The organism is Lysinibacillus sphaericus (assembly GCF_005217585.1).
Lineage (GTDB): Bacteria > Bacillota > Bacilli > Bacillales_A > Planococcaceae > Lysinibacillus > Lysinibacillus sphaericus.
Genome location: NZ_SZPT01000001.1, coordinates 336,225 through 363,192, shown reverse-complemented (window position 1 = coordinate 363,192; position 26,968 = coordinate 336,225). Strand labels below are relative to the sequence as shown.

The 26,968-nt window shown below is 39.2% G+C and carries 31 protein-coding genes and 1 other annotated feature; of the genes, 2 read left to right on the top strand and 29 right to left on the bottom strand.

The window, feature by feature from the left end; all coding sequences use genetic code 11:
• Positions 1-344 precede the first annotated feature (344 nt).
• Positions 345-683, bottom strand: coding sequence for a post-transcriptional regulator (locus FC748_RS01735; protein WP_024363165.1), 339 nt, complete (start codon positions 681-683; stop codon positions 345-347).
• A 93-nt stretch (positions 684-776) separates the two neighbouring features.
• Between FC748_RS01735 and FC748_RS01730 the strand changes: the two genes are divergently transcribed.
• A complete protein-coding gene (locus FC748_RS01730; RefSeq protein WP_024363166.1) occupies positions 777-2,294 on the top strand; it encodes a putative polysaccharide biosynthesis protein in 1,518 nt (505 codons plus the stop codon).
• On the opposite strand, the gene FC748_RS01725 is transcribed toward FC748_RS01730, so the two are convergent.
• The 8 genes from FC748_RS01725 to FC748_RS01690 all read right to left on the bottom strand — a co-directional run bounded on the left by FC748_RS01725 (position 2,291) and on the right by FC748_RS01690 (position 9,477).
• Positions 2,291-2,926: a DUF421 domain-containing protein gene (locus FC748_RS01725; RefSeq protein ID WP_024363167.1), complete on the bottom strand. Its 636-nt coding sequence runs from the start codon at positions 2,924-2,926 to the stop codon at positions 2,291-2,293. The two genes, FC748_RS01730 and FC748_RS01725, sit on opposite strands and share 4 nt — an antisense overlap.
• A gap of 142 nt (positions 2,927-3,068) precedes the next feature.
• Complete coding sequence (yajC, locus tag FC748_RS01720; protein ID WP_024363168.1) at positions 3,069-3,335, bottom strand: preprotein translocase subunit YajC; 267 nt, start codon at positions 3,333-3,335, stop codon at positions 3,069-3,071.
• A 147-nt stretch (positions 3,336-3,482) separates the two neighbouring features.
• On the bottom strand, positions 3,483-4,628 hold the full coding sequence (gene tgt, locus FC748_RS01715; protein ID WP_024363169.1) for a tRNA guanosine(34) transglycosylase Tgt: 1,146 nt from the start codon (positions 4,626-4,628) through the stop codon (positions 3,483-3,485).
• Between the two features lie 118 nt (positions 4,629-4,746).
• Entirely contained in the window at positions 4,747-5,790 is a 1,044-nt protein-coding gene (queA, locus tag FC748_RS01710) for a tRNA preQ1(34) S-adenosylmethionine ribosyltransferase-isomerase QueA (protein WP_024363170.1), read from the bottom strand.
• A gap of 18 nt (positions 5,791-5,808) precedes the next feature.
• Positions 5,809-6,813, bottom strand: coding sequence for a Holliday junction branch migration DNA helicase RuvB (ruvB, locus tag FC748_RS01705; protein WP_024363171.1), 1,005 nt, complete (start codon positions 6,811-6,813; stop codon positions 5,809-5,811).
• An 18-nt stretch (positions 6,814-6,831) separates the two neighbouring features.
• The gene (gene ruvA / locus FC748_RS01700) at positions 6,832-7,452 is read right to left on the bottom strand and encodes a Holliday junction branch migration protein RuvA (RefSeq protein ID WP_108029854.1); all 621 of its coding nucleotides are present in this window, start codon (positions 7,450-7,452) and stop codon (positions 6,832-6,834) included.
• Between the two features lie 113 nt (positions 7,453-7,565).
• Positions 7,566-8,399 carry a phosphotransferase gene (locus FC748_RS01695; RefSeq protein WP_051147745.1) on the bottom strand — a complete coding sequence of 278 codons (834 nt, stop codon included), beginning with the start codon at positions 8,397-8,399 and terminating at the stop codon, positions 7,566-7,568.
• Positions 8,400-8,433: 34 nt separating this feature from the next.
• Positions 8,434-9,477, bottom strand: a complete 1,044-nt coding sequence (locus FC748_RS01690; RefSeq protein WP_024363174.1) for a LysM peptidoglycan-binding domain-containing protein — start codon at positions 9,475-9,477, stop codon at positions 8,434-8,436.
• Positions 9,478-9,620: 143 nt separating this feature from the next.
• Between FC748_RS01690 and FC748_RS01685 the strand changes: the two genes are divergently transcribed.
• On the top strand, positions 9,621-10,154 hold the full coding sequence (locus tag FC748_RS01685) for a transcription repressor NadR (protein ID WP_024363175.1): 534 nt from the start codon (positions 9,621-9,623) through the stop codon (positions 10,152-10,154).
• 148 nt (positions 10,155-10,302) lie between these two features.
• Here the strand turns inward: FC748_RS01685 and FC748_RS01680 are convergent, their stop codons facing one another.
• The 20 genes from FC748_RS01680 to FC748_RS01580 form a co-directional block, all read right to left on the bottom strand.
• Positions 10,303-10,701: a thiol-disulfide oxidoreductase DCC family protein gene (locus FC748_RS01680; RefSeq protein ID WP_024363176.1), complete on the bottom strand. Its 399-nt coding sequence runs from the start codon at positions 10,699-10,701 to the stop codon at positions 10,303-10,305.
• Between the two features lie 22 nt (positions 10,702-10,723).
• A complete protein-coding gene (gene pheA, locus FC748_RS01675) occupies positions 10,724-11,605 on the bottom strand; it encodes a prephenate dehydratase (RefSeq protein ID WP_108029855.1) in 882 nt (293 codons plus the stop codon).
• A 341-nt stretch (positions 11,606-11,946) separates the two neighbouring features.
• Complete coding sequence (locus FC748_RS01670; RefSeq protein ID WP_024363178.1) at positions 11,947-12,402, bottom strand: transcriptional regulator ThrR; 456 nt, start codon at positions 12,400-12,402, stop codon at positions 11,947-11,949.
• Positions 12,403-12,426: 24 nt separating this feature from the next.
• Complete coding sequence (obgE, locus tag FC748_RS01665; protein ID WP_024363179.1) at positions 12,427-13,716, bottom strand: GTPase ObgE; 1,290 nt, start codon at positions 13,714-13,716, stop codon at positions 12,427-12,429.
• Positions 13,717-13,721: 5 nt separating this feature from the next.
• Positions 13,722-14,249, bottom strand: coding sequence for a Spo0B domain-containing protein (locus tag FC748_RS01660; RefSeq protein ID WP_025220117.1), 528 nt, complete (start codon positions 14,247-14,249; stop codon positions 13,722-13,724).
• Between the two features lie 137 nt (positions 14,250-14,386).
• Positions 14,387-14,686 (bottom strand): 50S ribosomal protein L27, encoded by a 300-nt coding sequence (gene rpmA / locus FC748_RS01655; RefSeq protein WP_024363181.1) that lies wholly within the window; start codon positions 14,684-14,686, stop codon positions 14,387-14,389.
• Positions 14,683-15,039 (bottom strand): ribosomal-processing cysteine protease Prp, encoded by a 357-nt coding sequence (locus FC748_RS01650; protein WP_024363182.1) that lies wholly within the window; start codon positions 15,037-15,039, stop codon positions 14,683-14,685. The genes rpmA and FC748_RS01650 overlap by 4 nt, the downstream gene beginning before the upstream one ends.
• Before the next feature lie 14 nt (positions 15,040-15,053).
• Complete coding sequence (gene rplU, locus FC748_RS01645; protein WP_010860053.1) at positions 15,054-15,362, bottom strand: 50S ribosomal protein L21; 309 nt, start codon at positions 15,360-15,362, stop codon at positions 15,054-15,056.
• A 14-nt stretch (positions 15,363-15,376) separates the two neighbouring features.
• Positions 15,377-15,452, bottom strand: a sequence feature (ribosomal protein L21 leader region).
• Positions 15,453-15,497: 45 nt separating this feature from the next.
• On the bottom strand, positions 15,498-16,109 hold the full coding sequence (locus tag FC748_RS01640) for a site-2 protease family protein (RefSeq protein ID WP_024363183.1): 612 nt from the start codon (positions 16,107-16,109) through the stop codon (positions 15,498-15,500).
• The gene (locus FC748_RS01635) at positions 16,099-16,653 is read right to left on the bottom strand and encodes a M23 family metallopeptidase (protein ID WP_024363184.1); all 555 of its coding nucleotides are present in this window, start codon (positions 16,651-16,653) and stop codon (positions 16,099-16,101) included. The genes FC748_RS01640 and FC748_RS01635 overlap by 11 nt, the downstream gene beginning before the upstream one ends.
• Before the next feature lie 127 nt (positions 16,654-16,780).
• On the bottom strand, positions 16,781-17,578 hold the full coding sequence (gene minD, locus FC748_RS01630; RefSeq protein ID WP_024363185.1) for a septum site-determining protein MinD: 798 nt from the start codon (positions 17,576-17,578) through the stop codon (positions 16,781-16,783).
• Between the two features lies 1 nt (position 17,579).
• The gene (gene minC / locus FC748_RS01625; protein WP_024363186.1) at positions 17,580-18,248 is read right to left on the bottom strand and encodes a septum site-determining protein MinC; all 669 of its coding nucleotides are present in this window, start codon (positions 18,246-18,248) and stop codon (positions 17,580-17,582) included.
• A gap of 29 nt (positions 18,249-18,277) precedes the next feature.
• On the bottom strand, positions 18,278-18,802 hold the full coding sequence (mreD, locus tag FC748_RS01620; RefSeq protein ID WP_024363187.1) for a rod shape-determining protein MreD: 525 nt from the start codon (positions 18,800-18,802) through the stop codon (positions 18,278-18,280).
• Entirely contained in the window at positions 18,802-19,713 is a 912-nt protein-coding gene (gene mreC, locus FC748_RS01615; RefSeq protein WP_024363188.1) for a rod shape-determining protein MreC, read from the bottom strand. Before mreC ends, mreD begins: the two co-directional genes overlap by 1 nt.
• 13 nt (positions 19,714-19,726) lie before the next feature.
• On the bottom strand, positions 19,727-20,746 hold the full coding sequence (locus FC748_RS01610) for a rod shape-determining protein (RefSeq protein ID WP_024363189.1): 1,020 nt from the start codon (positions 20,744-20,746) through the stop codon (positions 19,727-19,729).
• Between the two features lie 688 nt (positions 20,747-21,434).
• Positions 21,435-22,106 (bottom strand): RadC family protein, encoded by a 672-nt coding sequence (gene radC / locus FC748_RS01605; protein ID WP_029747282.1) that lies wholly within the window; start codon positions 22,104-22,106, stop codon positions 21,435-21,437.
• 32 nt (positions 22,107-22,138) lie between these two features.
• A complete protein-coding gene (locus FC748_RS01600; protein WP_108029856.1) occupies positions 22,139-22,732 on the bottom strand; it encodes a Maf family protein in 594 nt (197 codons plus the stop codon).
• A gap of 98 nt (positions 22,733-22,830) precedes the next feature.
• Positions 22,831-23,475, bottom strand: a complete 645-nt coding sequence (locus FC748_RS01595) for a hypothetical protein (RefSeq protein WP_024363192.1) — start codon at positions 23,473-23,475, stop codon at positions 22,831-22,833.
• 834 nt (positions 23,476-24,309) lie between these two features.
• Entirely contained in the window at positions 24,310-25,575 is a 1,266-nt protein-coding gene (locus FC748_RS01585) for a bifunctional folylpolyglutamate synthase/dihydrofolate synthase (RefSeq protein WP_108029858.1), read from the bottom strand.
• Positions 25,572-26,864 carry a bifunctional folylpolyglutamate synthase/dihydrofolate synthase gene (locus FC748_RS01580; RefSeq protein WP_108029859.1) on the bottom strand — a complete coding sequence of 431 codons (1,293 nt, stop codon included), beginning with the start codon at positions 26,862-26,864 and terminating at the stop codon, positions 25,572-25,574. Before FC748_RS01580 ends, FC748_RS01585 begins: the two co-directional genes overlap by 4 nt.
• Between the last annotated feature and the right edge of the window lie 104 nt (positions 26,865-26,968).

Genomic DNA, 26,968 nt, shown 5'->3' with positions numbered 1-26,968 from the left:
CTCGAATTGGTGCAAGGGCATCCCTTACACTGCAAACAAGTATACTAGCAATACCTTTTGAAGCGTGTATTCCTCCTTTTCCTTTAGAATTATGTAGCTCGTGCTTCAAAAGGTTTGCTTTACTTATTTCAATCGTTCAATAACGCGCAAATTCCGTACCAATAGAAGATGCGTCTTCCATTTCATTATGAATAGTAAGCGGAACAATTATGTAGGGAAAGCAAAGTCCCTTACAATCTTTTACAGCCTATTTTTCGACATGGCTTGTACAAAGTAAAAAAGCGCAACACACTCATTATGAAACACGTTGCGCTTGGTGTCAATTCAACACTGTAGTATTCTTATTAATCTTTTACAGAAACGACATATTCTTCTTGTGTTTTTAATGGCCCAAGCAATGATTTTAATTCCTCGGTGTTTATTTCTGCAAACCAATTATCACTTTGTAAAAACTCTACTTGATTGAATGATACAATATCAGACGGCGATACTGCAAATATAGTTGCGATAATTTCATATAATCGTAATTGCTCAACATTTTTTTTGCGCCATTTTTTTTCTACACAATAACGCCATAATTCTTCTGCGGAAATCGCATCATATTTATAATACTTAAACTCTGCAATCTTACTATCAATTGCCGGACGAATTTTTTCAAATAGTTGTGCATGTTGCATACTCATTTTGAATCATCTCCAATCAAAGTTGTATCGTAAGAAGTGTTTGCATACAAATAGTGTAAATGAATTTTTGCGGCTTGAGAAGGGACGGATGGCATGAGTTCTTTTGTACGAGGTACACTATTTTTAATGTTTGTTATTTTTTTATCTAAACTTTTTGGCTTCTTTTATAGAATGCAGTTTATGCGCATTGCTGGTGAAGAAGCAGTCGGTATTTATATGACCGCCTATCCTGCATTTATTTTCTTCATCTCACTCATTCAACTTGGACTACCTATCGCTGTAGCAAAAATTGTGGCAGAATTACTAGCAAAAAATAAACGTGAAAGCATTTTTGGCGTGATGCGTACGGCAATCATTTGGTCATTTATTGGCATGATTGTTTTTATGCCACTTTTAGCACTAACAATACCTTATATTTCTACTACTCTGTTACATAATGAACAAACAACATTTACACTTTGGATTGCACTGTTTGCCGTGCCTGTTTCGGTCGGTTCAGGATTGCTCCGCGCTTATTTACAGGGCGTTGCTAAAATTACACCAACTGCATGGGCACAAATGCTTGAACAAGTTGTCCGCATCGGCTTTATTACCTTTATGCTACCATTGGTTGCAGCTTATAATAATGCTTCCATAACGGCGGCTTCTGCTATGGGTATCACACTTTTAGCTGAAGTTGTTGCGTTCCTGTATTTATGGCTACATTACGCCGTTTCAAAGAGGAGATTATTACCAAAGAAAAGCAAAGTGGAGTCTTATCCGGCTTCACCAATGCTTCGGGTAGCCATCCCATCTGCAGGAAGCAAACTATTTGGCTCCTTCACTTGGTTTTTAGAACCGATTATTTTTTTAAAAGCATTAACGATGGCAGGATTAACGGCCTCTGCCGCTACTATTTTATATGGGGTCATTTCAGGTGTTTTAGTGCCCTTGCTACTATTCCCAGCCTTTGTTTCTACAGCACTTTCTATTGTCCTTATTCCTGCTGTTAGTGATGCTGTTGCACGCCAACACAATGCGCTTTTACAGGAACGTATTTCCGTTTCGTTGCGCTTATCTTCTTTAGTAGGCTGCATTGCCGCCACATATTTTTTCGTTCACGGTGACGAGCTAGCCATGAAATTATTTCATCTAGAAGAAAACCGAGGCTATGTGAAAATTTTAGCACCTATATTTTATTTTTATTATATTCAAAGTCCATTACATTCCATTTTGCAGGCCGTTGGTGAGGCGCGCGCTGCCATGATGAACTCCATTTATGGTGGACTCGGTAAACTATTCGTTATGTTTGTACTGGCCTCTCAACCTGGCATCCAAGAAAAAGGAGCTGTTGTAGCCATTGGCTTCGGCGTTTTACTTACATCATTCTTGCATATTGCTACGGTCAGACAGCGCAAAAATTTACGCGCCGGCTTCCGTATGTTTGTTGTCCCTTATAGTTGCTTCATTGCCGTTTGTATTGCCCAATATTTCTTTATGCAAATACTGCCACTACCTTTTATTTTAAGTAGTTGTGTCACGTTATTTTTACTATTTACGTTATTATTAATGTCCAATCAATTGCGTTTTACAGATTTCCACTATATTCGGAAATTAGCGAAGAAGGTCTAATGTTCCTTCAATTGAATATGAAGTCGATTGTCCTCCCATATACAAAAGAACACGGTACTACTATCATGAATATTACTTTTAGCTAACTCATCCATTAACCATTTTTCATCTTTATGGATAAGCATTAAATGTCGGTCTTGGATATCACCATCGATAATAAGCGGATAGACAAAAGCCTTTTCATCTTTTTTATAAACGGAAAGATTACCAGAAGGCTCTAAATAGGCATAAGCTATTTCCGTAACAGAGGAGATGCCATTTTCACGTAGTTGCTGGCAAAGGTCATCTAAATTATAGCGCTGTTTTCGCATCTCGCTTTCTTGGATAATTCCATCTTTGACAAGCAGAGCTGGATCGCCATCAACTAAATCACGTATTTTCTTATTCTTCAACGATAAATAAGCACTCAATATTTGAATAAAGAGCAAAATAATAATCGGTAAAATAGCATTAAATAATGGGTTTTCATAATCATCTAGCGCAAAGGCAGCTACTTCTGCAATCAAGACGAAAACAACTAAATCGATAACAGATAGTTCACCGACTTCTCGCTTGCCCATTAATCGAAAAACAATAAGTATAAAAACATATAAAAAGCATGTCCTAAAAATAATTGCTAAATATTCTTCCATACGAACACCCCCACTCTATCAAGGTGACCGTATCTGTTGCTTTTTATACAAAAAAGTGTGGCAAAATTATACGCATTTCGACATAGCTTTTAAAATGGCAAAGGCGTTGTCCAAAGGTTATTTGGGACAACGCCTAATCATATTAAACTTGATCATTTACGACACGTCCAATTGCTTGACGGTCAAATTTAACGCGCACATTATCAGCGATTACTAAAGTGACAGCTGTGTCCTCAATTGAGTCGATAACACCATGTAAGCCACCGATTGTAATAACTTTATCTCCACGCTGTAAGCTACTTTGCATATTTTGCGTTTCCTGCTGTCTTTTTTTTGCAGGACGGATTAAAATGAACCACATCGCCACGAACATCAATATGATCGGTGCAAATCCTAATATTGATTCCATATTCAAAATGCTAGCCCCCTTTCCAAATCTCACTTTTTTAGTATAGACTATTTCACCCTAAAAAAGCGATGAACAAGCCCAAAATTTTTCTATATTATCAATAGTTTTTCTATAACAGGTAAATTTTCGCTAAGTGCTATTCCAATTTTAGAAGTTTTTTGCATTCGGTCCATTAAAACCGTATTTTTCGAAAAATTCTTCTCGGAAATCACCTAGACGATCCTCACGAATGGCCTCACGCACTTGCTCCATTAACTTCAGTAAAAAATGTAAATTATGATAAGAAGTTAAACGAATACCAAATGTTTCTTCCGTGCGAATTAAATGACGCACATATGCACGTGAATAGTTTTTACAAGTATAGCAATCACAATTCGGATCGATTGGACCAAAATCACGGGCATATTTAGCGTTTTTAACAACTAAACGACCTTCAGACGTCATTAATGTACCATTACGGGCAATTCTTGTCGGTAATACACAGTCAAACATATCAATGCCTCGAATAGCGCCGTCAATGAGAGAATCTGGAGAACCTACACCCATTAAATAGCGCGGCTTATTTGTCGGCATTAATGGTGTTGTAAACTCTAGCACTCGATTCATCACATCTTTCGGTTCGCCTACTGATAGGCCCCCTATTGCATAGCCTGGAAAATCGAGTTCTACTAACGCTTCCGCAGAACGACGTCGTAATTCTTCGTATTCTCCACCTTGAATAATACCAAATAATCCTTGCTCTTCTGGACGTGCATGTGCTTCTTTGCATCGCTTTGCCCAACGAGTCGTTCTATCAACGGATTTGAGCATATAGTCATATGTTGCAGGGTAAGGCGGACATTCATCGAACGCCATCATAATATCCGAGCCTAAATCATTTTGAATTTCCATCGCCTTTTCTGGACTTAAAAACAGCTTATCCCCATTTAAATGATTACGGAAGTGCACACCTTCCTCTTCAATTTTACGGAATTGACTTAACGAGAATACTTGGAAGCCACCTGAATCCGTTAAAATTGGGCGATCCCAATTCATAAACTTATGCAGGCCACCTGCTTCCTTCACAATATCATTACCTGGACGCAGCCATAAATGGTACGTATTTGAAAGAATAATGCCTGCATTCATTTCTTTTAATTCTTCTGGAGACATTGTTTTAACAGTTGCTTGTGTCCCTACAGGCATAAATGCTGGTGTTTCAAAAGAGCCATGTGGTGTATGGACAATGCCAAGACGTGCTCCTGTTTGCTTACATGTATGAAGTAGTTCATAACGAATTGCTGGTTGTGTCATAAAATGTTAAATCCTCTCTTATCTAAAGTAAAAACAGTACTCCGATTTCTTGCTTGATTATGCTATTGAACAAATCAAAATCCTGTTGCATCTCTTATGATGATGCAACAGAAGTGAATTATTTTTGTAAACTAGGACGTATAAACATAGCATCACCAAAGCTAAAGAAGCGATATTTTTCTTCTACTGCTTGATGGTAGGCGCTTAAAATCGTATCTTTCGTCGCAAGTGTACTGACAAGCATTACTAATGTTGACTTTGGTAAATGGAAGTTTGTAATTAAACCATCCACCACTGTAAATTGATAGCCTGGATAAATAAAAATAGATGTCCATCCTTGCTCTGCGCGGACTTCTCCATATTTAGAACCAATTGTTTCAAGTGTTCGAGTAGATGTTGTACCAACAGCAATGACATGTCCGCCATTTGCTTTTACACGGTTAATCGTAGCCGCAGCTTCTTCTGTCACACTATAAAATTCAGCGTGCATTTCATGGTTTTCGATCGAATCTACACTTACTGGACGGAAAGTTCCAAGTCCAACATGTAGTGTAATAAAAACAATCTCGACACCTTTTGCTCGTACTTGCTCTAATAATTCTTGTGTAAAATGAAGACCAGCTGTAGGTGCCGCTGCCGAGCCACGTTCTTTCGCATAGACAGTCTGATAACGCTCACTATCATCTAATTTTTCGCGAATATATGGAGGTAATGGCATTTCGCCAAGTTGCTCTAAAATTTCATAGAAAATACCTTCATATTTGAATTCAAACATACGACCACCATGGTCTAACTCTGCTGTACAAGTTGCTGTTAGTAAACCGTCTCCAAATGTGACAACGGTACCTACTTTAACACGTTTCGCTGGTTTTACAAGTGTTTCCCATTCATCCGTTCCAGCCGTTTGCTTTAAGAGCAATACTTCAATATGGGCACCCGTTTCTTCTTTTACACCCATTAAACGAGCAGGTAATACTCTTGTATCATTCAGTACTAGACAGTCACCAGCATGTAACTCCTCTAAAATATGAGCAAAATGATGATGCTCGACTTTCTCTGAGCCCGGTGTCACAACCATTAACCGACTTGCCGTACGATCGACAAGGGGCGTTTGTGCGATAAGCTCCTCTGGTAATTCAAAATCAAAATCTTCTACACGCATGAAAAAAACTTCCTTCTTTTATGTTTGTTGTGGATAATCATATCCAAAATGTTCGTAAGCCAGATGCGTTGCGACACGTCCACGCGGTGTACGTTGAATAAAGCCAATCTGCATTAAATATGGCTCGTACACATCTTCTATCGTCACACGTTCTTCACCAATGGAAGCAGCAAGTGTATCTAAGCCTACTGGGCCACCACTGAAGCGCTCAATCATATTGGTCACAAGCTTATGGTCAATATGGTCAAGCCCTCTAGGATCCACTTGTAAAAGCTCTAGCGCTTGCTTAGCAAGGTCCTCCGTTATCATACCATCTCCAAGCACTTGTGCATAATCTCGCACTCGTTTCAGTAAACGGTTAGCAATACGTGGTGTACCACGAGAACGTCTCGCCATTTCGCCTGCCGCTATTTGCTCAATATCCACATCAAATAAATGGGCACTTCTAACGACAATTTCAGCAAGTGACGTATTATCGTAATACTCTAAACGTAGCAGTACACCAAATCGATCTCGTAGCGGGGCTGATAACGCACCGGCTCTTGTCGTTGCACCAACAAGCGTAAAAGGTGGCAATTCAAGACGAACCGAACGCGCTTCCGGTCCCTTTCCAACAACAATATCTAAGCAAAAATCCTCCATAGCTGGATATAGCACTTCTTCAATTGCACGTGGAAGACGATGAATCTCATCAATAAACAATACATCCCCAGGCTCCAACGAGCTTAAAATCGCGGCTAAATCTCCTGGACGCTCAATGGCAGGACCACTCGTCATACGAACATTAACATTCATTTCATTTGCAATAACCGCGGCTAATGTCGTCTTTCCCAATCCAGGAGGACCATATAATAGTACATGATCTAAACTTTCCTGCCGAAGCTTTGCCGCTTCAATGAAAATTTGTAAATTTTCTTTCACCTTTTGCTGCCCAATATATTGTGCTAATCTTTGAGGTCTAAGAGATAATTCAAATTGTTCATCATAACGGCCAGCTTCACTCGCTATCATACGTTCCGACATGTACCTGCCTCCCTTCTATTATTTCAGCTTTAATAACAACTGCAATGCTTGCTTCATATACGCATCTGTTGTTTCCAGCTTGTCATTATCTTCTAGTTGTGGTCGGATTTTATCGAGTTCTTTTTCCGAGTATCCGAGAGCCATTAATGCTAGAATGGCTTCTTCTAGTTCATGTTTATATGGATTAACGCCGAATAAAGGCAGCTCATCTTCCGAACTAGGTAGTTCCATTGTGTCTAGTAAAGATCCAAGTTTACCTTTTAAATCTAGAATCATTTGACGCGCCGTCTTTTTGCCAACACCTGGAAATTTCACTAAAAACGTTTCATCTTCTCGTTCAATGGCACCGATAACTTGTTGCGGGTTACCGGTCGCTAAGATTGCTAGTGCACCTTTAGGTCCAATGCCTGACACTAAAATTAATTTTCGGAATAACTCTCGTTGGTCTAAATTCGGAAAACCATACAGCACTTGTGCATCTTCCCGAACATGCAAGTGTACGTAAATTTGTTGTTCAGCTGCCGACGCACGAAATGCAAATGGGTTCGGTGTATTCAATTGCCAACCTATCCCTTGTTGCTCAAGCACGACATATTCTGGCGTAATACGCACTACTTGACCTTTTAAATAATCATACATAGTATATCCCTCACATTCATCGTCTTCGATTATAGCATATAGCGAACGAATGCTCGACTATATGCAATAGCAATAGTGCCGATTCCATGCAAAAATGACCGCCTCGGGGACGGTCATCTCTTCATCACTCTATCAATATCGTACCACAGTTTCGGCCAGTATGTTAGCGCTCGCTTAGTAAATGGTATCAAATAATCTAAAAATACTAGCTGTTGTTCTAAAGGTAAATCTATAGCAAATAACCATTCTCGCAACAGCTCATTTGGAAACTTTAAACGATGGAACTTCCTTTTATCTAACCGTTCAAGCGCTGGCAATTCTCTTAAAATACTAGCAAGATCATAATCTACTGCGGGCAACACGCGATGCAGCCATAATATATACTCATCATCCGCTTCTCCGAGATGGGCTAAGTCAAAATCGATTAAACGTAATTCACCATCTGTACACCATAAAAAGTTATGGTGCACAACATCACCATGCAATAGCGTGATGTCTTTTTCCGGCACATCTTCTAGTTCCATTAACTGCAAAGCCTTTTCGCTAAAATGAATAATTTGCTCCACTTCTTCTCTCGTTAAAAATGCTCGCAAGTCATTTCGCCTACTTTTAAAACGCATATGACGCATCTGCCATTTTAAAAGCTGAGAAAAGGTATGCAAACCTGGTACTCGTTGCCACGCAATTTTTTGGTTCGTGTCATGCAAATCGATTAATAGCTTTAAAGATTGTTCCCTATCTTTTTTATAAGCAAAATTCGCACTATGACTTCCCTCTTGCCACATTTGAACAATGAGTTGATCATCATCACTTTTTACTAACGGCAGGACGAGTGAGGGTTCTAGTCGTCCCAAATGGCGATGAATTGCCCTCACTTTATCCGCTATTTGTAACTGCTTTGCTCGTTTTACAAAATAATGTTTAGATTGATATTTATACTTCCAAATATTAGGCTTTACTTCCTCGACAATATAGGCTTTTTTACCATCGATAAGGCGTCATCCCGCCTGGGAAAAAGTGCGGTGACATCCATGGTCCAGCTGAACATGGTGGCGGACAATGGCATGGGTCAAATTGCCAATTCGGCATCATTACCGGCTGAGAGCCACATCCACAAGATTGCCCCATTCCGTGCTGTGCGCCGCATCCACAAGATTGATTCATTGGCATCATTGGCATCATTGGCATTTGCTCAAATTGAGGTTGCATTTGTCCGGCATTCGGATTAAAGAATGGTGATGTGCTCGATTCTAGGAAATTTTCTCCTCCAACCGCATTAGCTGGCATTGCACAATGCATCGGTTGTTGTTGGGGCATTGCACATGGCATCGGTTGCTGTTGAGGCATTACACATGGCATCGGTTGCTGCGGCATTGTGTAAGCCTCTATTTGTGGTTGCATTGGCATATGCCACCACATTTGATGATGCACTGGCTGATGGCAACTAGAACAATGAGGCACCATCGGCATATGCGGTACATGTTGAACTGGTGGCGCTGGTGCTGGTGCTGGCGGCGGCGGTGGTGGTGGCGGTGGCGGTGCTGGTTGTGCTACTGGTGGTGCTGGTATAGGTGCCGGTTGCTGCGGCATTACTAATTGTTGATTCCAGCTAAGTTCTACTGGCTGTGGCACCCACATCGGTTGCTGTGGTTGCGGCATCGGCATTGGCATCGGCATCGGGAATGGTATTGGTATCATTTGCGGCTCTGGCATCGGCATCGGTGCTGGTGGTTGAACCACAATCGGAGGTGGTGCCGGCATCGGCTTTTGCACCTCTTTTTTTACACTTTCCTTACTTGGCCTTGTTTGAGTAGTAGGCATCTCTTTATGGACTTGTGTTTCCTTATGTGTTTCTTTATGAGTTTCCTTATTTATTTTTTCAGGCAAAATAATTTCCATGCCCGGAACAATATAATCAGGGTTGGCAAGATGGGCATTGAGTCGTTTTAAATCCTCAAATGAAATACCGTACTCCTTCGCAATCTTCCACAATGTATCTCCCTTTTGAACAATATGAATACGCAATTTTTTCCTCCCTTCCTCTCTACGTATCATATGTTCAATGTTTCATTTGGATACAAAAAATTCACGCATGGTGGAAATGCTTCATGGTACACTAATGCATAAGGAATACTACTTCCTTTATTACACGGCAGAGGTGATCTTTTATGAAAAAAATGTTAGGCGAGGAACGCCGACTGCAACTTCTAGAACTGCTAAAAAAAAGCAACACACCTATTACTGGGACAGACTTCGCTAAATTTGCAAATGTTTCTAGACAAGTTATTGTGAATGATATGACATTATTAAAGGCTAGAAACGAACCAATCATTGCAACAAGCCAAGGCTATATTTATATGCACCAAGAGCAACTCAATCAAACTGTTGAACGCACGATCCCTTGTTTTCACACACCTGAAGACGCCAAAGACGAATTGTTAACAATCGTGGACTGCGGTGGTACGGTTAAAAATGTGATTGTTGAGCACCCCATCTACGGAGAAATTACCGCTTCTTTAATGGTCTCCAACCGTCATGATGTCGATAAATTTGTACAACGTGTAGACGACACACAAGCCAATTACTTATCTGCACTTACAGGCGGCACACACCTTCATGTTATTTCCGCTCCATCCATGGAAATTTTAGACTTAATAGAGCAGTCCCTACAAAAAAAAGGCTATCTAATCACAGATCAATAATTGGCGTGCCAGACACGCAAACAATTCTGAAAATTTAAACGCAAAAATCCACTCCGATTTCCATACAGCACAACGTAAGCAGCCAGCTAGCACATAGCTTGTAGCGACTTACGTTCCTGTAGAATTCGCAGTGGATTTTTTGTGCTGATTATCGTTGTTCCAGAAAACGCTCGCGTTGTGATGGTGAAGGTAATAAACAAGCTTGCTTTTGACCAAAAAGACGATAGCGATTTTTAGCAAAAAGTTGATAGGCAGTGTTTCGTATACAAGGTGGTATAGCAATCAACACATAAAACACAGGCCATAAGCCATCTAAGTGTCTAGTAATGTTAAGTGCTGCTGTCGATTCAACGTATACTTTTCCTTGCTCAATGTAAATCACACTATTTATATTTGCTGGTACCTTGTATTGTTCAAGAAGTGCTTGACCAACTTCACTTTGAATCGAAGCAAACTTAAAAAACGCCGCTCGGTCACGTTTAATAATAAATTGCACACTACTATTACAAAAATTACAAATGCCATCAAATAATATAATGCCACCCACATCAATCACCCCTAAGTTGCTGTTATTCTTCGTCAGACGTTGTTAAATACGTAAAGTATGTACCAAGTGACTTCACCTTGCAACCAAGCGCCGCCAGTTCCTCCATAGCTCCACGCATCATCGGGTCTTTTTCATCTGCTAAAACATCAATCATGAAGAAATAATCTCCAAGACCTGTTTTTAATGGGCGTGATTCAATTTTACTTAAATTTAATTGTCGCCATGCAAATACCGATAAAACTTGGTGCAAAGCCCCTGATCGATCTGTCGGTAATGTAATCATGAAAGTTGTCTTTGCTTGCCCTTCTGATAATTCCTGTGGTAACCGCTTATTTTGCTTTGATAATACAAAGAAACGAGTATGATTAAAATGAAAGTCATGAATATTGTCTTGCACGATAGTTAAACCGTATTTTGCTGCGGCTGCTGCATTACCAACCGCAGCAATACATTTATCAGGATTTTCGGATACAAATTTTGCAGCGGCTGCTGTTGATGTTGTTTGATGTAACGGCACATCACTAAAACGATAAAATAAATATTTGTGGCATTGAGCTAATGCATGCGGATGCGAATAAACACCTTCAATCGATTCCCAATTGTTCTTCTGCGCTTTATTGACCATTAAATGTTGTTGAATTTTCAGCTGTAGTTCACCTGTTACATAAAGCGTTGCCTCGTGGAATAAATAATCCAGCGTCAGCGGAACTGAGCCCTCTAGTGCATTTTCTAATGGTACAACTGCTAAATCAACTTTCCCCTCTGCCACTGCCTCAATGCATTCTGGAATTGTTGCACATGGGACAAGCCAGTCAGTTGGAAAAATAGATTTTGTTGCTAAATATGTAAATGAAGCTTCTGGTCCTAAATATGCAATACGCTTTTCCCACTGTTGCTCTGTCATCAAAATGACCTCCTCCGCTACAATGCGTAGTATATTAAACATTTATAATGTTTGGAAAACTCTTGCTAAAAAAGAAGAGGCTATGTAAAACAGCCTTCTCTAAAAAGTATTGTGAAAATACGTACTGCTTTTGCTAGCTGTTTGAAATGGAATTGTACATTTCTATAGCAGCTTTTACAAATTCCGCAGTATTTCTGCAGGATAGCGAGTTAAGCGAAACCCCACTGAGGTTTTTACTTCGGCGAGGCTTGCTTATCGCATGCGGAAAGGAAGCGAAATTTTGTATCAACATCTACCAGCATGAACTACTAAAAGACAAAGGGGCTTTACAAACTGCCCCTTTACAACGCACCAGAACTAATGACCTCAGCTGACTCTACAAAATCTAACCTTTTTAACTGCTGTATTAAGTCATCAAGTTCAGAAGTCATGCTCGTCACATCCAATGATAATGTAACATTTGCACGTCCTTGAATTGGAATTGTTTGATGAATTGTCAGTACATTACAATGCGAATTTGTCACAGTTTCTAATAGCTTTGCCAATGTTCCTTTTCGGTCTTGAAGCTGTAAAAAGACTGTTAAAATGCGCTCCTGTACAATGGAGTGAAAAGGAAATACAGCATCACGATATTTGTAAAACGCACTGCGCGATAAATCCACTTGCTTGACCGCATCCCAAATGGAGGATACTGAACCACTCGAAAGTAAGTGCTTCGCCTCCAACGTTTTTTGCATAGCATCCGTTAATACATCTTCACGAACTAAATAATATCGCTGATTCGCAACATTCTTCATACGCTTCCCCCTAAAACACCTGTCTTAATCTACAAATTCAAACTCAAACTCTTGCAGACGAACTGTATCACCATTTTGTGCACCACGTTCACGCAATGCCTCATCCACACCCATACCTCGTAATTGGCGAGCAAAACGGCGAATACCATCTTCACGACTAAAGTCAGTCATTTTAAATAAACGTTCAATCGAGTAACCACTAATGATAAATGTGCCGTCATCATCACGTGTAATCTCGAAATCTTCACCTTGTGATTCATGCTTGTACATTACTGTTGCGTCCGATTGTTCCTCTAATTCATCAAATAGAGGGAACTCAGGCGTTACTTCAAGTAAATCGGCAATTGCAAATAACAATTCTTTTAAGCCTTGGCGTGAAATCGCTGAGATTGGGAAGATTTGCACATCTTCGCCCACCTTTTTGCGGAATTCCACTAAGTTTTCTTCTGCTTCTGGCATATCCATTTTATTTGCTACAATAATTTGAGGACGTTCCGTTAAACGAAGGTTATATTGTTTTAACTCCTCGTTAATTGTTAAATAATCTTCGTAAGGGTCACGACCTTCCATACCTGACATATCGATTACATGCACAATGACACGTGTACGCTCAATATGACGTAAAAATTGATGCCCTAATCCTACCCCTTCATGCGCTCCTTCAATAAGCCCAGGTAAATCTGCCATGGCAAAGCTTCGGTGATCTTCTGTTTCAATCATGCCTAAATTCGGTACGATTGTTGTAAAATGATAAGCACCAATTTTTGGTTTTGCAGCAGACACAACTGATAATAGCGTTGATTTACCAACACTTGGGAAACCTACTAACCCAACATCTGCTAGCACTTTTAACTCTAATATAACATTTAATTCTTGTCCTGGCTCACCTTTTTCAGAAAGTTCAGGAGCAGGGTTCGCCGGTGTTGCAAAGCGAGAATTCCCACGTCCACCACGACCTGCTTTTGCTATAATGGCTTGTTGACCATGCTCAACTAAATCCGCGATAACAGCCCCTGTTTCTTCATTCATTACAACTGTACCTGGTGGCACCTTAACAATTAAATCTTCAGCGCGTTTTCCGTGCATCCCTTTACTCATCCCGTGCTCTCCACGATCAGCTTTGAAATGACGTTTATAACGGAAATCCATTAACGTACGTAGACCTTCTTCTACTTCAAATACTACGTTCCCTCCGTGACCACCATCGCCTCCAGCTGGACCACCATTGGGTACATATTTTTCACGGCGGAAGGCAACCATTCCATCACCGCCATCGCCACCTTTTACATATATCTTTACGTGATCGACAAACATTTAATTCACTCCCTATTTGCACTCAACACATATTGCCAGCACGTATTTGTCTGCACAATTGTTTGAATGTCGAATTGTTTCAAACCTTTTTCGGTGAATGCGTCTGCACTCCACAGTCCATTTAGCGTAAATGCCAAAACAAATGTATGATCGTCAACACGTACATCAATCGCTAAGCTCTGCTCCGTAAATGGATCTAATGTATCATAAACATGCATAACTGTTTTGTTTAAGTACTCTACAACATCCTTGTCAATATTATTTGTGACTGGTTTTTTGATCTCACCATTAAGCTCCAGCGGTAACGCCGGATAGCGCCATCCTGCTGTTTGTAGCCACTCCATTGTTTGTGGTAATTGTAGACGATTCATGATAGACAATACTCGTAGCTGTTCCGAATAATGTTGAATAAGTTCTTTCGATTCATCAATTCTACCTAAATCTAAATTCATGCGAATCAGTTGAAGTTGATTCACATAATCATGATTTGCAAAACGTAGTACCTCACTAATGGTTAGTGATTGATTGTTCATCCCATTCACTCCAATAAAGTTATCTTAACTAGTATAACAAGTTTTGATGTATTTTTCCCTTAATTCTTCATTGAAATTTAGCCAAAAAAAGGACTGCAATAAATGCAGTCCTCCGCTTTATGTCTACTTTATTAAAATTAAGCTTCTTGTGTAGCTGGGTATACTGATACTTGTTTGCGATCGCGACCTAAGCGTTCGAATTTAACAACGCCGTCCACTTTAGCAAATAGTGTATCATCACCACCACGACCTACGTTTGTACCTGGGTAAATTTTTGTACCGCGTTGACGGTAAAGAATAGAACCACCAGTTACGAATTGGCCATCAGCACGTTTAGCGCCAAGACGTTTAGACTCAGAGTCACGTCCGTTTTTAGTAGAACCTACCCCTTTTTTCGATGCGAAAAGTTGAAGGTCTAATGCTAATAACAATTTCATTCTGTTCCACCTCCTACTTGGTTGTAGTTGATTTGGATATATTGTCCGTAATTTTGCACCATAGAATACACTTGAGCAGTCATTACTTGGACAATTAATTGTAGTTTTGTATCAATTTCAGGCTCTAAATCTGTTGGTAAATCTACCTTTAGGTAGCCTCCACCTTCAGCTGCTTGTTCAACTTCTGGTTGTAATTGTAGTAGCGCATAAATTGCATTTACCGTGCCAATCGCAATGGTAGATGCACCTGCACATACTAAATCTTTACCTGATTCGTCGTACTCAGCATGTCCTGAAAATTCAAATGCAGACACATGTCTATTTTCATCATGATGTATCGTAACTTTTATCATGTTACACCTCACAATTAAGCATTGATTGATTCAACAACTAATTTTGTATAAGGTTGACGGTGACCTTGTTTACGACGGTAGTTCTTTTTAGCTTTCAATTTGAAAACAACGATTTTCTTTTGACGGCCTTCTTTCACAGCTTTAGCTGTTACTGTAGCGCCTTCTACGAATGGAGCTCCAACTTTTACGTTTTCGCCACCTACGAATAGAACTTTATCGAAAGTTACAACCTCGTCAGCTTCTACGCCTAATTTCTCAACATAGATTTCTTGACCAGCTTCTACTTTGATTTGTTTACCACCAGTTTCAATAATTGCGTACATTTTACTGCACCTCCTCTTAGACTCAGACTCGCCTGTATATGAAGGTGATCCAAAGATACTTAAACCTTCCCAGAGCGGTTGTAGTAGCACGGGTGCTACAAACAATAACATTAAAATACTACCACACGAATTCTATCAAGTCAACCTGTTCATTACATATTTCTCAAAGGCTACACGATACTTGCGATATTTCCATTCTTTTAGTACTTGTAGCCATATAAATAGGCAAAGAACAGCTAAAAAAATGGATTGTGGTAAATTTATTAAAGTTATTATGAATAGTATAGAGGCAAAAATAAGAGAAAGCGAATAATAATATTCAACTAATCGCACGCTTGGATAAAATAAAAATAACCATGCTAACACTATTCTGCCACCGTCGAGTGGAATGATTGGTAAGAGATTGATTGCTAGCAACACCAATTGTACATTAATTAATCGTGTTGCAATTAACTCTGGCATGAAAAAAGCAAGGCCAATCCCCAGTATTGTGGCGATTGGTCCTCCTAGTGCAATCCAAAGTAGTGAAGATGTCTGCACAGCTGCTGGATTTTCAAATTCAATTTCCCCTCCATAAGGTGAAATAACACATGATTTTATCTTAACACCGCAAAGCATTGCGACCAATAAATGGCCCGCTTCATGCCAGAGCAACGAAGTTAAAATAATTGCATAGTAAGCAATTTGGCCACTCAAAATCATGAAAAAGATCAGAGGGATACAGAGTAAGTGCAATTTAACTTTCATCGGTCTCCGTCGATTCAATCCACTGTACAATTTGTTCTAGATTATAATGAGTTTTTTCCTTTTCAATCGAAATATAGAGTTGTCCAGTCTGCTTCATGCCAATTAAATCATTTGCCTGTACAGTCGTATATGGAAGCTGTGCTAAACTATCAAGCATGCCATAAGTCACCGTTGTACCATCCTCATAGCTAATCGTCATCGTTTTACCTGTATATTTTGTATGACCTGTAAAAACAACGAGTCCACTTTGCCCCGCATAAACAGGGAGACCCACTTCATATTGCAACAAAAAACCTTCTTTAAAAACTTGCGCATTGGCGAATGTTAATAGCTCAGTTTGTCCCACATCACTTGAAACCATTATCGTTTCATCCTCTTTTTTAAGCAAACTTTTTCCGAGCTCGCTTAAATATGTCATATCTGCTGATGTTGTTACAAGCTTTCGCACCGGTGTTGCTATTACACCTTGGTCTTCTAATCGAATTACTAGTATGATTGTAGCCACAAGCAAGATCATAACAACCCATTTCCATTTTTTAAACAAGCTCTCATCCTTTTTTCACACTATATGAGGCAGCATGTCCATTCATGCACAAAAAACGTGCCAGTCACTCACACAATTCAACGGAACATAAAAAACCTTTCCGCGCAAACGCACGAAAAGGTTTAAATTATCTTGAAAACAACGCTTTAATTTTTGAGAACATGCCTCTTTGCTCATCCTCAATAGCCATGAGCGGCACAGATTCACCTAAAATACGGCGCGCAATATTACGGTATCCTAAAGATGCTTTATTCGCTGGATCCATTACGATTGGCTCACCTTTATTTGAGGAAGAGATAACCCCTTCACTATCAACGATAATCCCCAACAGGTCAATTGACAAGTGTGTTGTAATTTCATTGACATCTAGCGTATCGCCATTTTTCATCATATGCTGACGAATACGGTTAATGATCAGTTTCGGCGCAGTAATTTCTTCCTGCTCAAGCAGTCCGATAATTCGGTCCGCATCACGAACAGCAGAAATTTCTGGTGTCGTCACGACAATAGCATGGTCTGCACCAGCTACTGCGTTACGATAGCCTTGCTCAATTCCAGCTGGACAATCAATTAAAACATAATCATAGTCTCTTTTTAATTCCTCTATTAAGCTCTCCATTTGCTCAGGTGTGACAGCATTCTTATCTGTCGTTTGAGCAGCAGGTAATAAAAATAGTTTATCATCTACACGTTTATCTTTAATTAACGCTTGATGGATTTTACAACGTCCTTCAACAACATCAACTAAATCATAAATAATACGGTTTTCGAGACCTAGAATAACATCTAAATTTCTCAAGCCAATATCTGTATCTACTAAACATACTTTTTTCCCTTGTAGAGCCAATGCAGTCCCGAGGTTAGCCGTTGTTGTCGTTTTACCGACACCGCCCTTACCTGAGGTTATGACGATTGCTTCTCCCACACTAGCTTCCTCCCTTAGACACATTTAACAATGGTCGAATATTTTTTAACGCATGAATTTGATCGTACGTAATACGCCCATCATAGCCGATAAATGCACAAGCCATGTCTGCTTGATTAATCGCTTTTACATGTTCATCTGACATTGCCTCAACTTGATCGGCAATCATTATATGTGTGGCTTCTAAACGAGATGCCGCAATAATCGCTTCCTTGTTGCCATGTACACCTGCATGCACAATTCCCTTGAGCCTACCAAGGACATATACATTACCACCAGCTTCTACACGTCCATTCGGATTCACATTCCCCACAATTACTAAATCCCCCGAGGCACGTAGAATTTGTCCCGACCTGACCACTCCTACATATGTATCTTGTTGGCTTTCAATCATTTTCTGGTTGCTTTCATGGACAGTCAGTACTTCACTTTGCACTTTTGCTACAATTAGCTGTTCCGATTCTTGAACAATTTTTACTAGCTCTTTTACTTGTTCATCAGAACAGTATCGATAGCCTAAATGTAATTGAACATCTACCTTGCCATCGATACCGCCTTCTGAAACTTTTCGTTTTAGCTCTTCTACTAAATCGGCATACGAACATTGATCGTCTAAACGAAGAACAAAACCGTCCTTTGTTCCCTTCATATTAACTAATTGTTTTTTCATGAATGCCTCACCTCACGTTGCTCTTGTTATTAAGAAACTTCACGTGCTCTCTGTAAGACACGCGCATTAATTAGATACTTGAAGGCCCAACCAAGAATCATTAAAAATAATGTATTAGCAATGATTGTTGGTAGTAGTCGTGATTGTAAGAATTCCGTTAACGGTATTGTTGTAAAAGCGATTAGATAGAAGAATTGATAGAGTACGAATTCTAAAATTGCTACTAAAACAACTGAAATAGTTGTGGTCACAACTAAGTGCTGATGAATTATTTTCACGATAGACCCTGCTAAAAAACAAATAAGTGGATAGAGTACCGAATATAATCCAATAATATCAATGTAAAACACATCATACAAGACACCAAAAAAAAGTCCATACATTACCGCACGTTGACGGCTGTAATAGATGGATATAAATATTAAGTATAAAATTAAAAATCGGGGTACTAGATAATAGATATGTCCACTTACTTCAATCGGTGAAAGCATAGCAAACTCTGGTTCTAGTAAAAATAGCAATACTGCAACAGAGGGAATGAGAAATCGAACCATTACTTTTCCCCCTCTACAGTAGCCTTTTGTGGATTTGATAAATCTACATTTGTCGCGTCACCATCTGAACCATCAATAACTGTCAATGTTCGTTTAGCTATCACAACATTTTCTAAAATTGAAAAATCAGCAGATGGTTTTACATAAGCCATTTTGGTTAAGCCAAAATCATCTGTACTTACTTCTGTAATTTCTCCAATTGGTACACCTTTAGGGAAAATACCGCCAAGACCAGAAGAAACTACTTTTTCTCCTTCTTTCACCGTTAAGCTAGAATCGATTCGCTTCATAATGAGTTCATTTCGTTCTTTATCAAAGCCCTCGATTAAACCGTATGCCTCTTTTTCTCCTAATACCATCGCGGAAACACGGTAGTTAGGATTGTTTGTATATAAAAGCTCTACTTCAGATGTGAAAGGGGTTACTAGCGTGATTTTACCAACTAGCCCTTTCGCTGTCATAACTGCCATATTTTTTTCTACCCCATGAGAAGAACCTTTATCTAAAATAATTTTTTCTTCCCATTGGTCAGGATTTCTAGCAATAACCGTTGCTTGAATTGGATTAAAAGCTTTTAAACTTTCCGCTTTAGAAAGTTCCATTAGCTTTTCATTTTCAGATTTTAAAACCAATGCTTCGGCTTGTACAGCTGCAAAATCTTCTAAGCGTGCTTTTAAACGTTTATTTTCTTCGTACGTGTTTAAGAGGGAGTCAATATTATTAAAAATACCAGTTATGTAATTTGCCGGCTTCGCAACAATAGATTGTGCGACGCCGACTGTATCTTTAATAATTTGCTCTGGTAAAGTTGCATTCGTCCGATCTCGTAATGAGAAGCTAATCAATGCCACAAGAAAAACCATGCCCACAAGTAGCAGTATTACTTTCTTATTGAAAAAAAACTGTGGCATTGCCTAAACCTCCTTACCCTTTTACTTGTTGTTGACGAATTAAATCAATATGATCTAATGCTTTACCTGTCCCAATAGCTACACAATCTAATGGATCTTCAGCAATAAACACAGGCATATTGGTTTCACGGCTAATAACTTTGTCTAAGTTCGTTAATAACGCGCCACCACCTGTTAACACGATACCTCGCTCCATAACGTCAGCAGAAAGCTCTGGAGGTGTTTGTTCCAACGTTTTTCGTACACCGTCAATAATTGACGATACCGCTTCACGCAATGATTCTGAAATTTCCTTAGATGAAATTTCAATCGTTTTTGGTAAGCCCGTTAATAGGTCACGACCTCTAATCTCCATTTTTTCATCTGGACCTTCAGCAAATGCTGTACCAATCTCCATTTTTACTGCTTCAGCCGTACGCTCACCAATCGTTAAGTTATACGATTTACGGATATATGAAATAATCGCTTGATCCATTGCATCCCCACCGACACGTACAGACTCACTTGTTACGATACCACCTAAAGAAATAACTGCTACCTCTGTTGTACCACCACCGATATCAACTACCATAGACCCTGTTGGATCCCAAACAGGTAAGTTCGCTCCAATAGCTGCGGCAAAAGGCTCCTCAATTGTAAACGCTTCTTTTGCACCTGCTTGGCGAGAGGCATCGATAACTGCGCGTTGCTCAACCGATGTAATACCATATGGCACACAAATCATCACATTCGGTTTTTTCCAATTACCGCCAGAATTTTTACAAGCTTCTTTTAAGTAATATTCAATCATCGCTGTTGTAATATCAAAATCAGCAATAACGCCATCTTTCATCGGACGAATCGCCACGATAGATCCAGGTGTACGGCCAATCATATTTTTTGCATCATTACCAACTGCAACGATATCTCCTGTTTTTGTATTCTTTGCTACTACAGAAGGTTCGCGTAAAACGATGCCCTTCCCTTTAATAAAAACTAATGTATTCGCTGTGCCAAGGTCAATCCCGACATCTTTACTACCTAATCCAAACAAATTGTGTACTCCCTTTCTATTTAAGCCATACTATCGTTGACATAAAATCATACCGTTCATTATAACGGATAAATGCAAGAATTTGTAGTGCCACATACCGCTTCTTGCAGAAAACTTACTATTTTAATTCCCTCGTAAACTAAAAATAGTACGTATAGATTAGCATATTATTTTTTTTCATGTAAGACAACGCATTATAGGCTACCAATTTTTGTGAATGCTATAGACATTTCTATGAATACAATAACGTCATCCATTTAAAAAGGTTCGTTTTGAGTTAACCCACTTTTAAATTTGCTACAACTATACTACTTCTAGATTATACTATAAAAATTTTATCTTTTAAAAACTGATATCTTCTTTGGAAGTATTTACAACCACTTAAAGACTTTGAGACCTTCTGCAGAAATCTAAAAAGCTCTGCAAATATATGCAGAGCTTAAGCTTGTCCAAATAACTTCAATGCGCATTATGATGTATCTGAATGAAAAAGCAACGAGCCGTGCCAAGCGCTTTCTTAGGTTCGTTGCACTTCCTCTTCGTACCTGTCCCATTACCTATTGCACACGCTTATGGAGAATGTTAACGCCCTTGCCTTCACTTCGCGTAGGAGTTGACATGTCCATTCCTTCATTCAACAACATTTCAATGCACAAACGTATGTAGGAAAGCCTTTACTTTATTAAAACTAAAAATAACCTTTTTCTTTTAAGCTAATAAATTGATGGTCGCCGATGATGATGTGATCCAGTAATTCAATGCCAATAATATAGCCAGCCTCCTGAATTCGTTTCGTTACCTCAATATCTTCTGGACTTGGGGTAGGTATACCGCTTGGATGATTATGCGCACAAATAATAGAAGCGGCAGAGCGCTTGACAGCCTCACGGAAGATTTCTCTCGGATGCACAATAGAAGCGTTTAGGCTCCCGATAAATATCGTTTGCTTATGCATAATTTGATTTTTGACATTAAGGAAAAGGACGACAAAATGTTCTTGACTTAGAGAGGTCATATCTGGCATAAGGTATGCTGCGGCATCTTGCGGAGAACGAACGGTAAACTTGTCATCATTTTGCTTTTGAGACAAGCGCCGGCCAAGCTCTATGGCAGCTAAAATTTGAATTGCCTTTACCTCCCCTATCCCTTTAATGGCAATCATTTCTTCAATAGTTGCATGTTTTAAATGGTGTAAACGTTCAAATGTACTTAATACACGATTTGCAAGTGCAAGAACTGATTCTTCCTTCGTACCTGTCCTTAGTAAAATAGCTAATAGCTCCTGATTCGATAAGCTCATTGCACCTTGTCGAAGTAGTCTTTCACGTGGTCGATCTGCCATATTGACGTCACGAATCATCGTTTTTGGTAAAACATCTGTTGGCAATAGCTTCACTCCTTCGCAAATTGAATAATATGCTTCGCTATCAATTGCGCAAACAACGCTGCAAGTGGTAAGCCGACAACATTGTTATAATCTCCTTCAATTCGTTTAACTAAAAGGGTTCCAGCTGTTTGAATACCATAACCGCCCGCTTTATCATAAGGGTCTCCAGATGCTACATAAGCTTCTATAAGCTCCTGTGATAAAGTATGGAATACAACTGCTGTTTCTTCTACAAATGTTGTTTCTATACCATTCGGCTCAATGATGGCAACTGCTGTCATCACCGTATGACGCTTGCCTGATAACCGAGATAAGTGTGAAATAGCTTCCTCCCGTGTTTTTGGCTTATGCAGTAACGCATTGTTAAAAACGACGATTGTATCTGCGCCAATAATCGTTGCTGCTGGCACTTTCTTAGCTACATCTCGTGTTTTTAGCAGTGCCACACCTGTTACATAATCCTGCATAGTTGTTGCTTTTACACTTGTCTCTTCTACATCACTTGTTACAATATCAAACGGAAGGTCCAACATAGCAAGCAGTTCCTTTCGTCGTGGTGATGCAGAAGCAAGTACTAATTTATGATTTGTTTCAAACATGATTTCACCATTCCTCCTTCTCTCTATCATAACGGAGAATACGGTTTTTGAAAATTTTCAAAAAATCAAGATAACACTCATATAGCTAACTATTCGACTTAGAATTTCGTTTGAAGACAAGCATTTTTGGACTTATAATGTGCAAAAATTTGGAGACGCACGATACTTAAATCACTAGAAATAGAGGTTGCTGCCTTGCCAATACTTTGCCAATCAGCAGGAAGAGTGGAATCCTTCGTTGCCTCTTTAAAATTTAATTTTGTCGTATTTTTATCAGCTAATACTTTTATCACTTCAGCAATTGTCGCCTCCTTGCAACTTTCACCACTAACACTAAACACTTTTTTAAATGTTGGTGGGTCCTTTAAAAACACTAACTCACTTTCTTCGTTCACTATACTTGTCCATACATAAAACTTGCCCTCTACTTCTACAATTGCACTTTCTTGCAATGACGGATGTTCAGAGACAAATGCACTTGCACTTGCATAATTAGAAAATACGCCCGCTTGACTTGCAAAAAACATAGTTGAGTTTGCAGTACCGCCTGTTGTCGGAATTGTTGCGGAGTCTGCCTCTGTTTCAGTTTCATTTTTCGCTACTTCACTTTCCTTTTTTAAAGAAAATTGGGTACTAGCTTGGAGAACACCTAAAAAAACTGCAACACCAAAAAGCCCGACAATACCACCAATTAGCATTGCACGCACTACTTGTTTTCTCACTACATGACTAACTATTTTCATACCTTCATCACCTCTTCCTTCAACTATCAAAACGAACATAAAAAAAGACGACACTGTTATCAGCTGTTATTTCATATAAGTATATGTTAGAGAGTATGCTTAAATGCTAATTTAATGCATTACCATTAATAGAAATTGGTGAGGTTCTACATTATATTTTTTACCTTGTTATATAAAGTGTTTGCCTACGCCTCACTAGAGTGTGATTGTTGGCATGAACTTACATAAGTGATAAAAAAATAAAAAAGTCAACCCATTAATGAGTTGACTTTACCTTTCTAATTAAACCTATAATTTTCATTGCTTACTAAATTTCAAAATAGCTAAATCAAAGACGTTAAAGATAAACTTTATTGTGACAAATCCAGCTAAGTTTAAAATGATAATATACGTAGAAAAATAAATTATACTTTTAACATCACTTATTACAGGCGGGTTGACAAACGCAATAGCAATCACAAAAGCCAAAATAAAAATAAAAAAATGACTATTTAAAAATTTCATAAGTAACCCCTCCGCATTTAAAATTTATTAGAGCCATCCATTTGTTTCACAAAAATCTGTAAAAAATCTAAGATGCTAAATACGTTGCAATAAAGTTTAAAATCGCAACGATTGATGACTATCTTCCTTCTTACAATGATTAAGTAACTTGTGTCCTTTACCGTGTCAGGCACAAGCAGTTAATCCAATGTTACTTACAGCCACTGGTTACATAAATTGCATGGCGATTTTGTAACATCCTGAAAGCAATTGACAAGCCGTTGCTCAAGTAACTATCCTTCTAGCAATCCCCTATCTAAATCGCACGCAGGAGTGGAAAAACAGTTGTCACTACCTATGTCCGCTTCCGTCAAGCAAGCTACCGCGCACTTCTGTTAATAAATATAAAGAGCCGGTTACGATTGTTCTACACTTCTTCTCTGATTGCTGTTGTAAAAATGGAATTGTATTTTGCAAAATTGCTTTTTGCGGGGCATGACATAATGCCAACATATCTTGTGCTGACATCGCACGCGGATTATCAAAATCAACAAAATAAAATGTCTCACTAATTTGCTCTAAGTACTGCAAAACTCCTTTTACATCCTTATCACCTAATATGCCGACAACAAAGGTAATAGACTCATTAGGAAACGCTTGGCGAACCGTTTCTACCAATTTTTCTGCACTAGCTGGATTATGCGCACCGTCAAAAATAATATATGGCAACACCTCTTCAAATCGTCCTAAAATGCTTGCCATTTCAATACCTTGGCGTATACTTGCCACATTGATTGCTACATTTAGCGCAGTCGCAACTTCTAAAAATGCCGTAATGGCTAATGCCATATTATTCGCTTGATGAGGTCCTTTCATATGACGTGTAAGATTTGTGATATGTAAGTCCATAGTATCATTTTTATAGTTCTCATAGTCATGCATCCGCACAATATGGAATTGATTGTTCAGCTCTAGAACAGGTGCTTGCTTTGCATTAGCTTCTCTCTCAATAATGTTCTTTGCTTCACAAGGTAAATCCCCGATTACAACTGGTCGATGCTGTTTAATAATCCCTGCTTTATGCTGCGCAATGCTTTCAATAGTCGGACCTAAAAATTTTGTATGCTCTAGCGCTATACTCGGAATAATCGAGACAATAGGTTGCACTACATTCGTACTATCTAGTAAGCCCCCCATACCCGCTTCGATTAATGCAATATCGACATCACAATGGACAAAATGCAAAAACGCTGCGACTGTTAAAAGTTCGAAATCCGTTAGTTTACCGCTAAGCCCCGCATCCTTCATTTGTTGAAAAACGCGATCCATCTCTAGTGCTGAAATAGGTTGTTGCATTACTTGAATTTGGTCATGCACATTCAAAATGCATGGAGACATGAACTTGCCTACTTTTAAGCCATGTTCCTGCGCAATTGACTCTAAAAATGTTAATGTTGAGCCTTTGCCATTCGTGCCTGCAAGGTGCACAATTTGCAATGTTCTTTCAGGATTCCCTACAAGTGCCAATGCTTCTTCAATCGCTGTAAGCCCTGGCTTAATTACATCATCACTAGTTAAAGCCCATTTTTTCTTATAATCATCGAACTGAGGAATCATTGTGCTCCCTCCTGTATCCATTGGCGAACTTCAGCTATAAAATACAGCGAACCTGTAATCACAACAATATCTTGTTGGTCCTTATGTTGTATGACTTCACTTACTATATATTTCCAATTTCTGTTATATCGTTTGTCTTGATGCGTTGATAACATCGCTAACTGTTCAGCTGGCATTGCATTGGGTAGTCCAATTTGTGTAAAAGATATAGAAGTTGCTACTGCATCCATTAACGCAATACTATTGGCATGGTCTTTATCAGAAAGAGCTGCATAAATAAATCGATAGTGTTGATTTGGATAGACCTTCTGTAATGTTCGAATCAATGCGGCAGTTCCTTCTGAGTTATGAGCACCATCTAATACAATATTATTAGGGAACTGTTCAAAGCGACCTGCCCACTGTGCGTGTTGTAGCGCTTGGCGCATTGACTCTTCGGATAAATGAATAAGCCCTTTTTCACGTAATAAATCCATCGTTGTGATAGCCAGACTCGCATTAGCGATTTGATGCGCTCCTGCCATTTTTAATTGAATGTCTGTGAGGTCAAGATGCGCATTGTGATAATGAAATGATTGCATGCCCATCTCCTGCTCCTGTGCACTCACGTTAAAATCATGCCCTAGAACAAGACACCTAGCATGACGTTCTTGTGCAACCTTTTGAATCGTAGCAAGTGCTTCTTTATTTTTAACACCAACCACTACGGGTACACCTTCTTTAATAATACCTGCCTTCTCAAAAGCAATCTTCGCATATGTATCGCCTAAAAAGGCCGTATGCTCTAAAGAAATCGTTGTAATAATGGATACAAGTGGTGTTATGACATTGGTCGCATCAAGTCTTCCACCGAGCCCAGTTTCAATTAACGCAAAATCCACTTCTTCATGTGCGAAATATTGGAACATAATAAGTGTGACGACCTCAAAAAAGCTTGGATAGTCCCCATTATAATTTGCCTCAATGATTGAAGCTACGTTATTCATATACTGTAAAAATTGCTCGTCCGGAATTTGTTTTCCATTGATGGTCATACGTTCATTGACACGTGTTAAATGTGGTGAAGTAAAAGCACCAACCCGATATCCTGCATTCTCTAGCATTTCTCTCAGTACATTTACGGTGGACCCCTTGCCATTGGAACCTGCCAAATGGATAGCGCGCAACTTGTTATGCGGGTCCCCTAAACGCGCCAATACTTCACGCATCATGACTAAAGGTTCACGTTTATGATCAACCGCCTTTAATGTAAAAATAAAATCTGTACATGCTTTTATCGTAGTAAACAAAAGAAACACTCCCTTTCACTACAGTATAAAGGGTGACTGGCACACAAACAATTCTGATACAAATTTAAAAACACACAGAAAACCACTGTAGGAGTGATCATTTG

Excerpts from the sequence above, each read along its gene's own strand:
- tgt (WP_024363169.1), bottom strand. The coding sequence starts at position 4,628 with ATGACACAACCAGCAATTCGTTATGAACTACTTCATACATGTAAGCAA.
- FC748_RS01685 (WP_024363175.1), top strand. The coding sequence starts at position 9,621 with ATGAAAAAAATGTTAGGCGAGGAACGCCGACTGCAACTTCTAGAACTG.
- radC (WP_029747282.1), bottom strand. The coding sequence starts at position 22,106 with ATGATTCGTGACGTCAATATGGCAGATCGACCACGTGAAAGACTACTT.
- FC748_RS01730 (WP_024363166.1), top strand. The coding sequence starts at position 777 with ATGAGTTCTTTTGTACGAGGTACACTATTTTTAATGTTTGTTATTTTT.
- ruvB (WP_024363171.1), bottom strand. The coding sequence starts at position 6,813 with ATGTCGGAACGTATGATAGCGAGTGAAGCTGGCCGTTATGATGAACAA.
- FC748_RS01670 (WP_024363178.1), bottom strand. The coding sequence starts at position 12,402 with ATGAAGAATGTTGCGAATCAGCGATATTATTTAGTTCGTGAAGATGTA.
- yajC (WP_024363168.1), bottom strand. The coding sequence starts at position 3,335 with ATGGAATCAATATTAGGATTTGCACCGATCATATTGATGTTCGTGGCG.
- FC748_RS01595 (WP_024363192.1), bottom strand. The coding sequence starts at position 23,475 with ATGAAAATAGTTAGTCATGTAGTGAGAAAACAAGTAGTGCGTGCAATG.
- rpmA (WP_024363181.1), bottom strand. The coding sequence starts at position 14,686 with ATGAAATTGTTATTAGCATTAGACCTTCAACTTTTCGCATCGAAAAAA.
- FC748_RS01640 (WP_024363183.1), bottom strand. The coding sequence starts at position 16,109 with ATGAAAGTTAAATTGCACTTACTCTGTATCCCTCTGATCTTTTTCATG.
- pheA (WP_108029855.1), bottom strand. The coding sequence starts at position 11,605 with ATGACAGAGCAACAGTGGGAAAAGCGTATTGCATATTTAGGACCAGAA.
- FC748_RS01725 (WP_024363167.1), bottom strand. The coding sequence starts at position 2,926 with ATGGAAGAATATTTAGCAATTATTTTTAGGACATGCTTTTTATATGTT.
- FC748_RS01650 (WP_024363182.1), bottom strand. The coding sequence starts at position 15,039 with ATGATAAAAGTTACGATACATCATGATGAAAATAGACATGTGTCTGCA.
- FC748_RS01735 (WP_024363165.1), bottom strand. The coding sequence starts at position 683 with ATGAGTATGCAACATGCACAACTATTTGAAAAAATTCGTCCGGCAATT.
- mreC (WP_024363188.1), bottom strand. The coding sequence starts at position 19,713 with ATGCCACAGTTTTTTTTCAATAAGAAAGTAATACTGCTACTTGTGGGC.
- obgE (WP_024363179.1), bottom strand. The coding sequence starts at position 13,716 with ATGTTTGTCGATCACGTAAAGATATATGTAAAAGGTGGCGATGGCGGT.
- ruvA (WP_108029854.1), bottom strand. The coding sequence starts at position 7,452 with ATGTATGATTATTTAAAAGGTCAAGTAGTGCGTATTACGCCAGAATAT.
- rplU (WP_010860053.1), bottom strand. The coding sequence starts at position 15,362 with ATGTACGCAATTATTGAAACTGGTGGTAAACAAATCAAAGTAGAAGCT.
- queA (WP_024363170.1), bottom strand. The coding sequence starts at position 5,790 with ATGCGTGTAGAAGATTTTGATTTTGAATTACCAGAGGAGCTTATCGCA.
- mreD (WP_024363187.1), bottom strand. The coding sequence starts at position 18,802 with ATGGTTCGATTTCTCATTCCCTCTGTTGCAGTATTGCTATTTTTACTA.
- FC748_RS01585 (WP_108029858.1), bottom strand. The coding sequence starts at position 25,575 with ATGATTCCTCAGTTCGATGATTATAAGAAAAAATGGGCTTTAACTAGT.
- minC (WP_024363186.1), bottom strand. The coding sequence starts at position 18,248 with ATGAAAAAACAATTAGTTAATATGAAGGGAACAAAGGACGGTTTTGTT.
- FC748_RS01600 (WP_108029856.1), bottom strand. The coding sequence starts at position 22,732 with ATGTTTGAAACAAATCATAAATTAGTACTTGCTTCTGCATCACCACGA.
- FC748_RS01660 (WP_025220117.1), bottom strand. The coding sequence starts at position 14,249 with ATGAACAATCAATCACTAACCATTAGTGAGGTACTACGTTTTGCAAAT.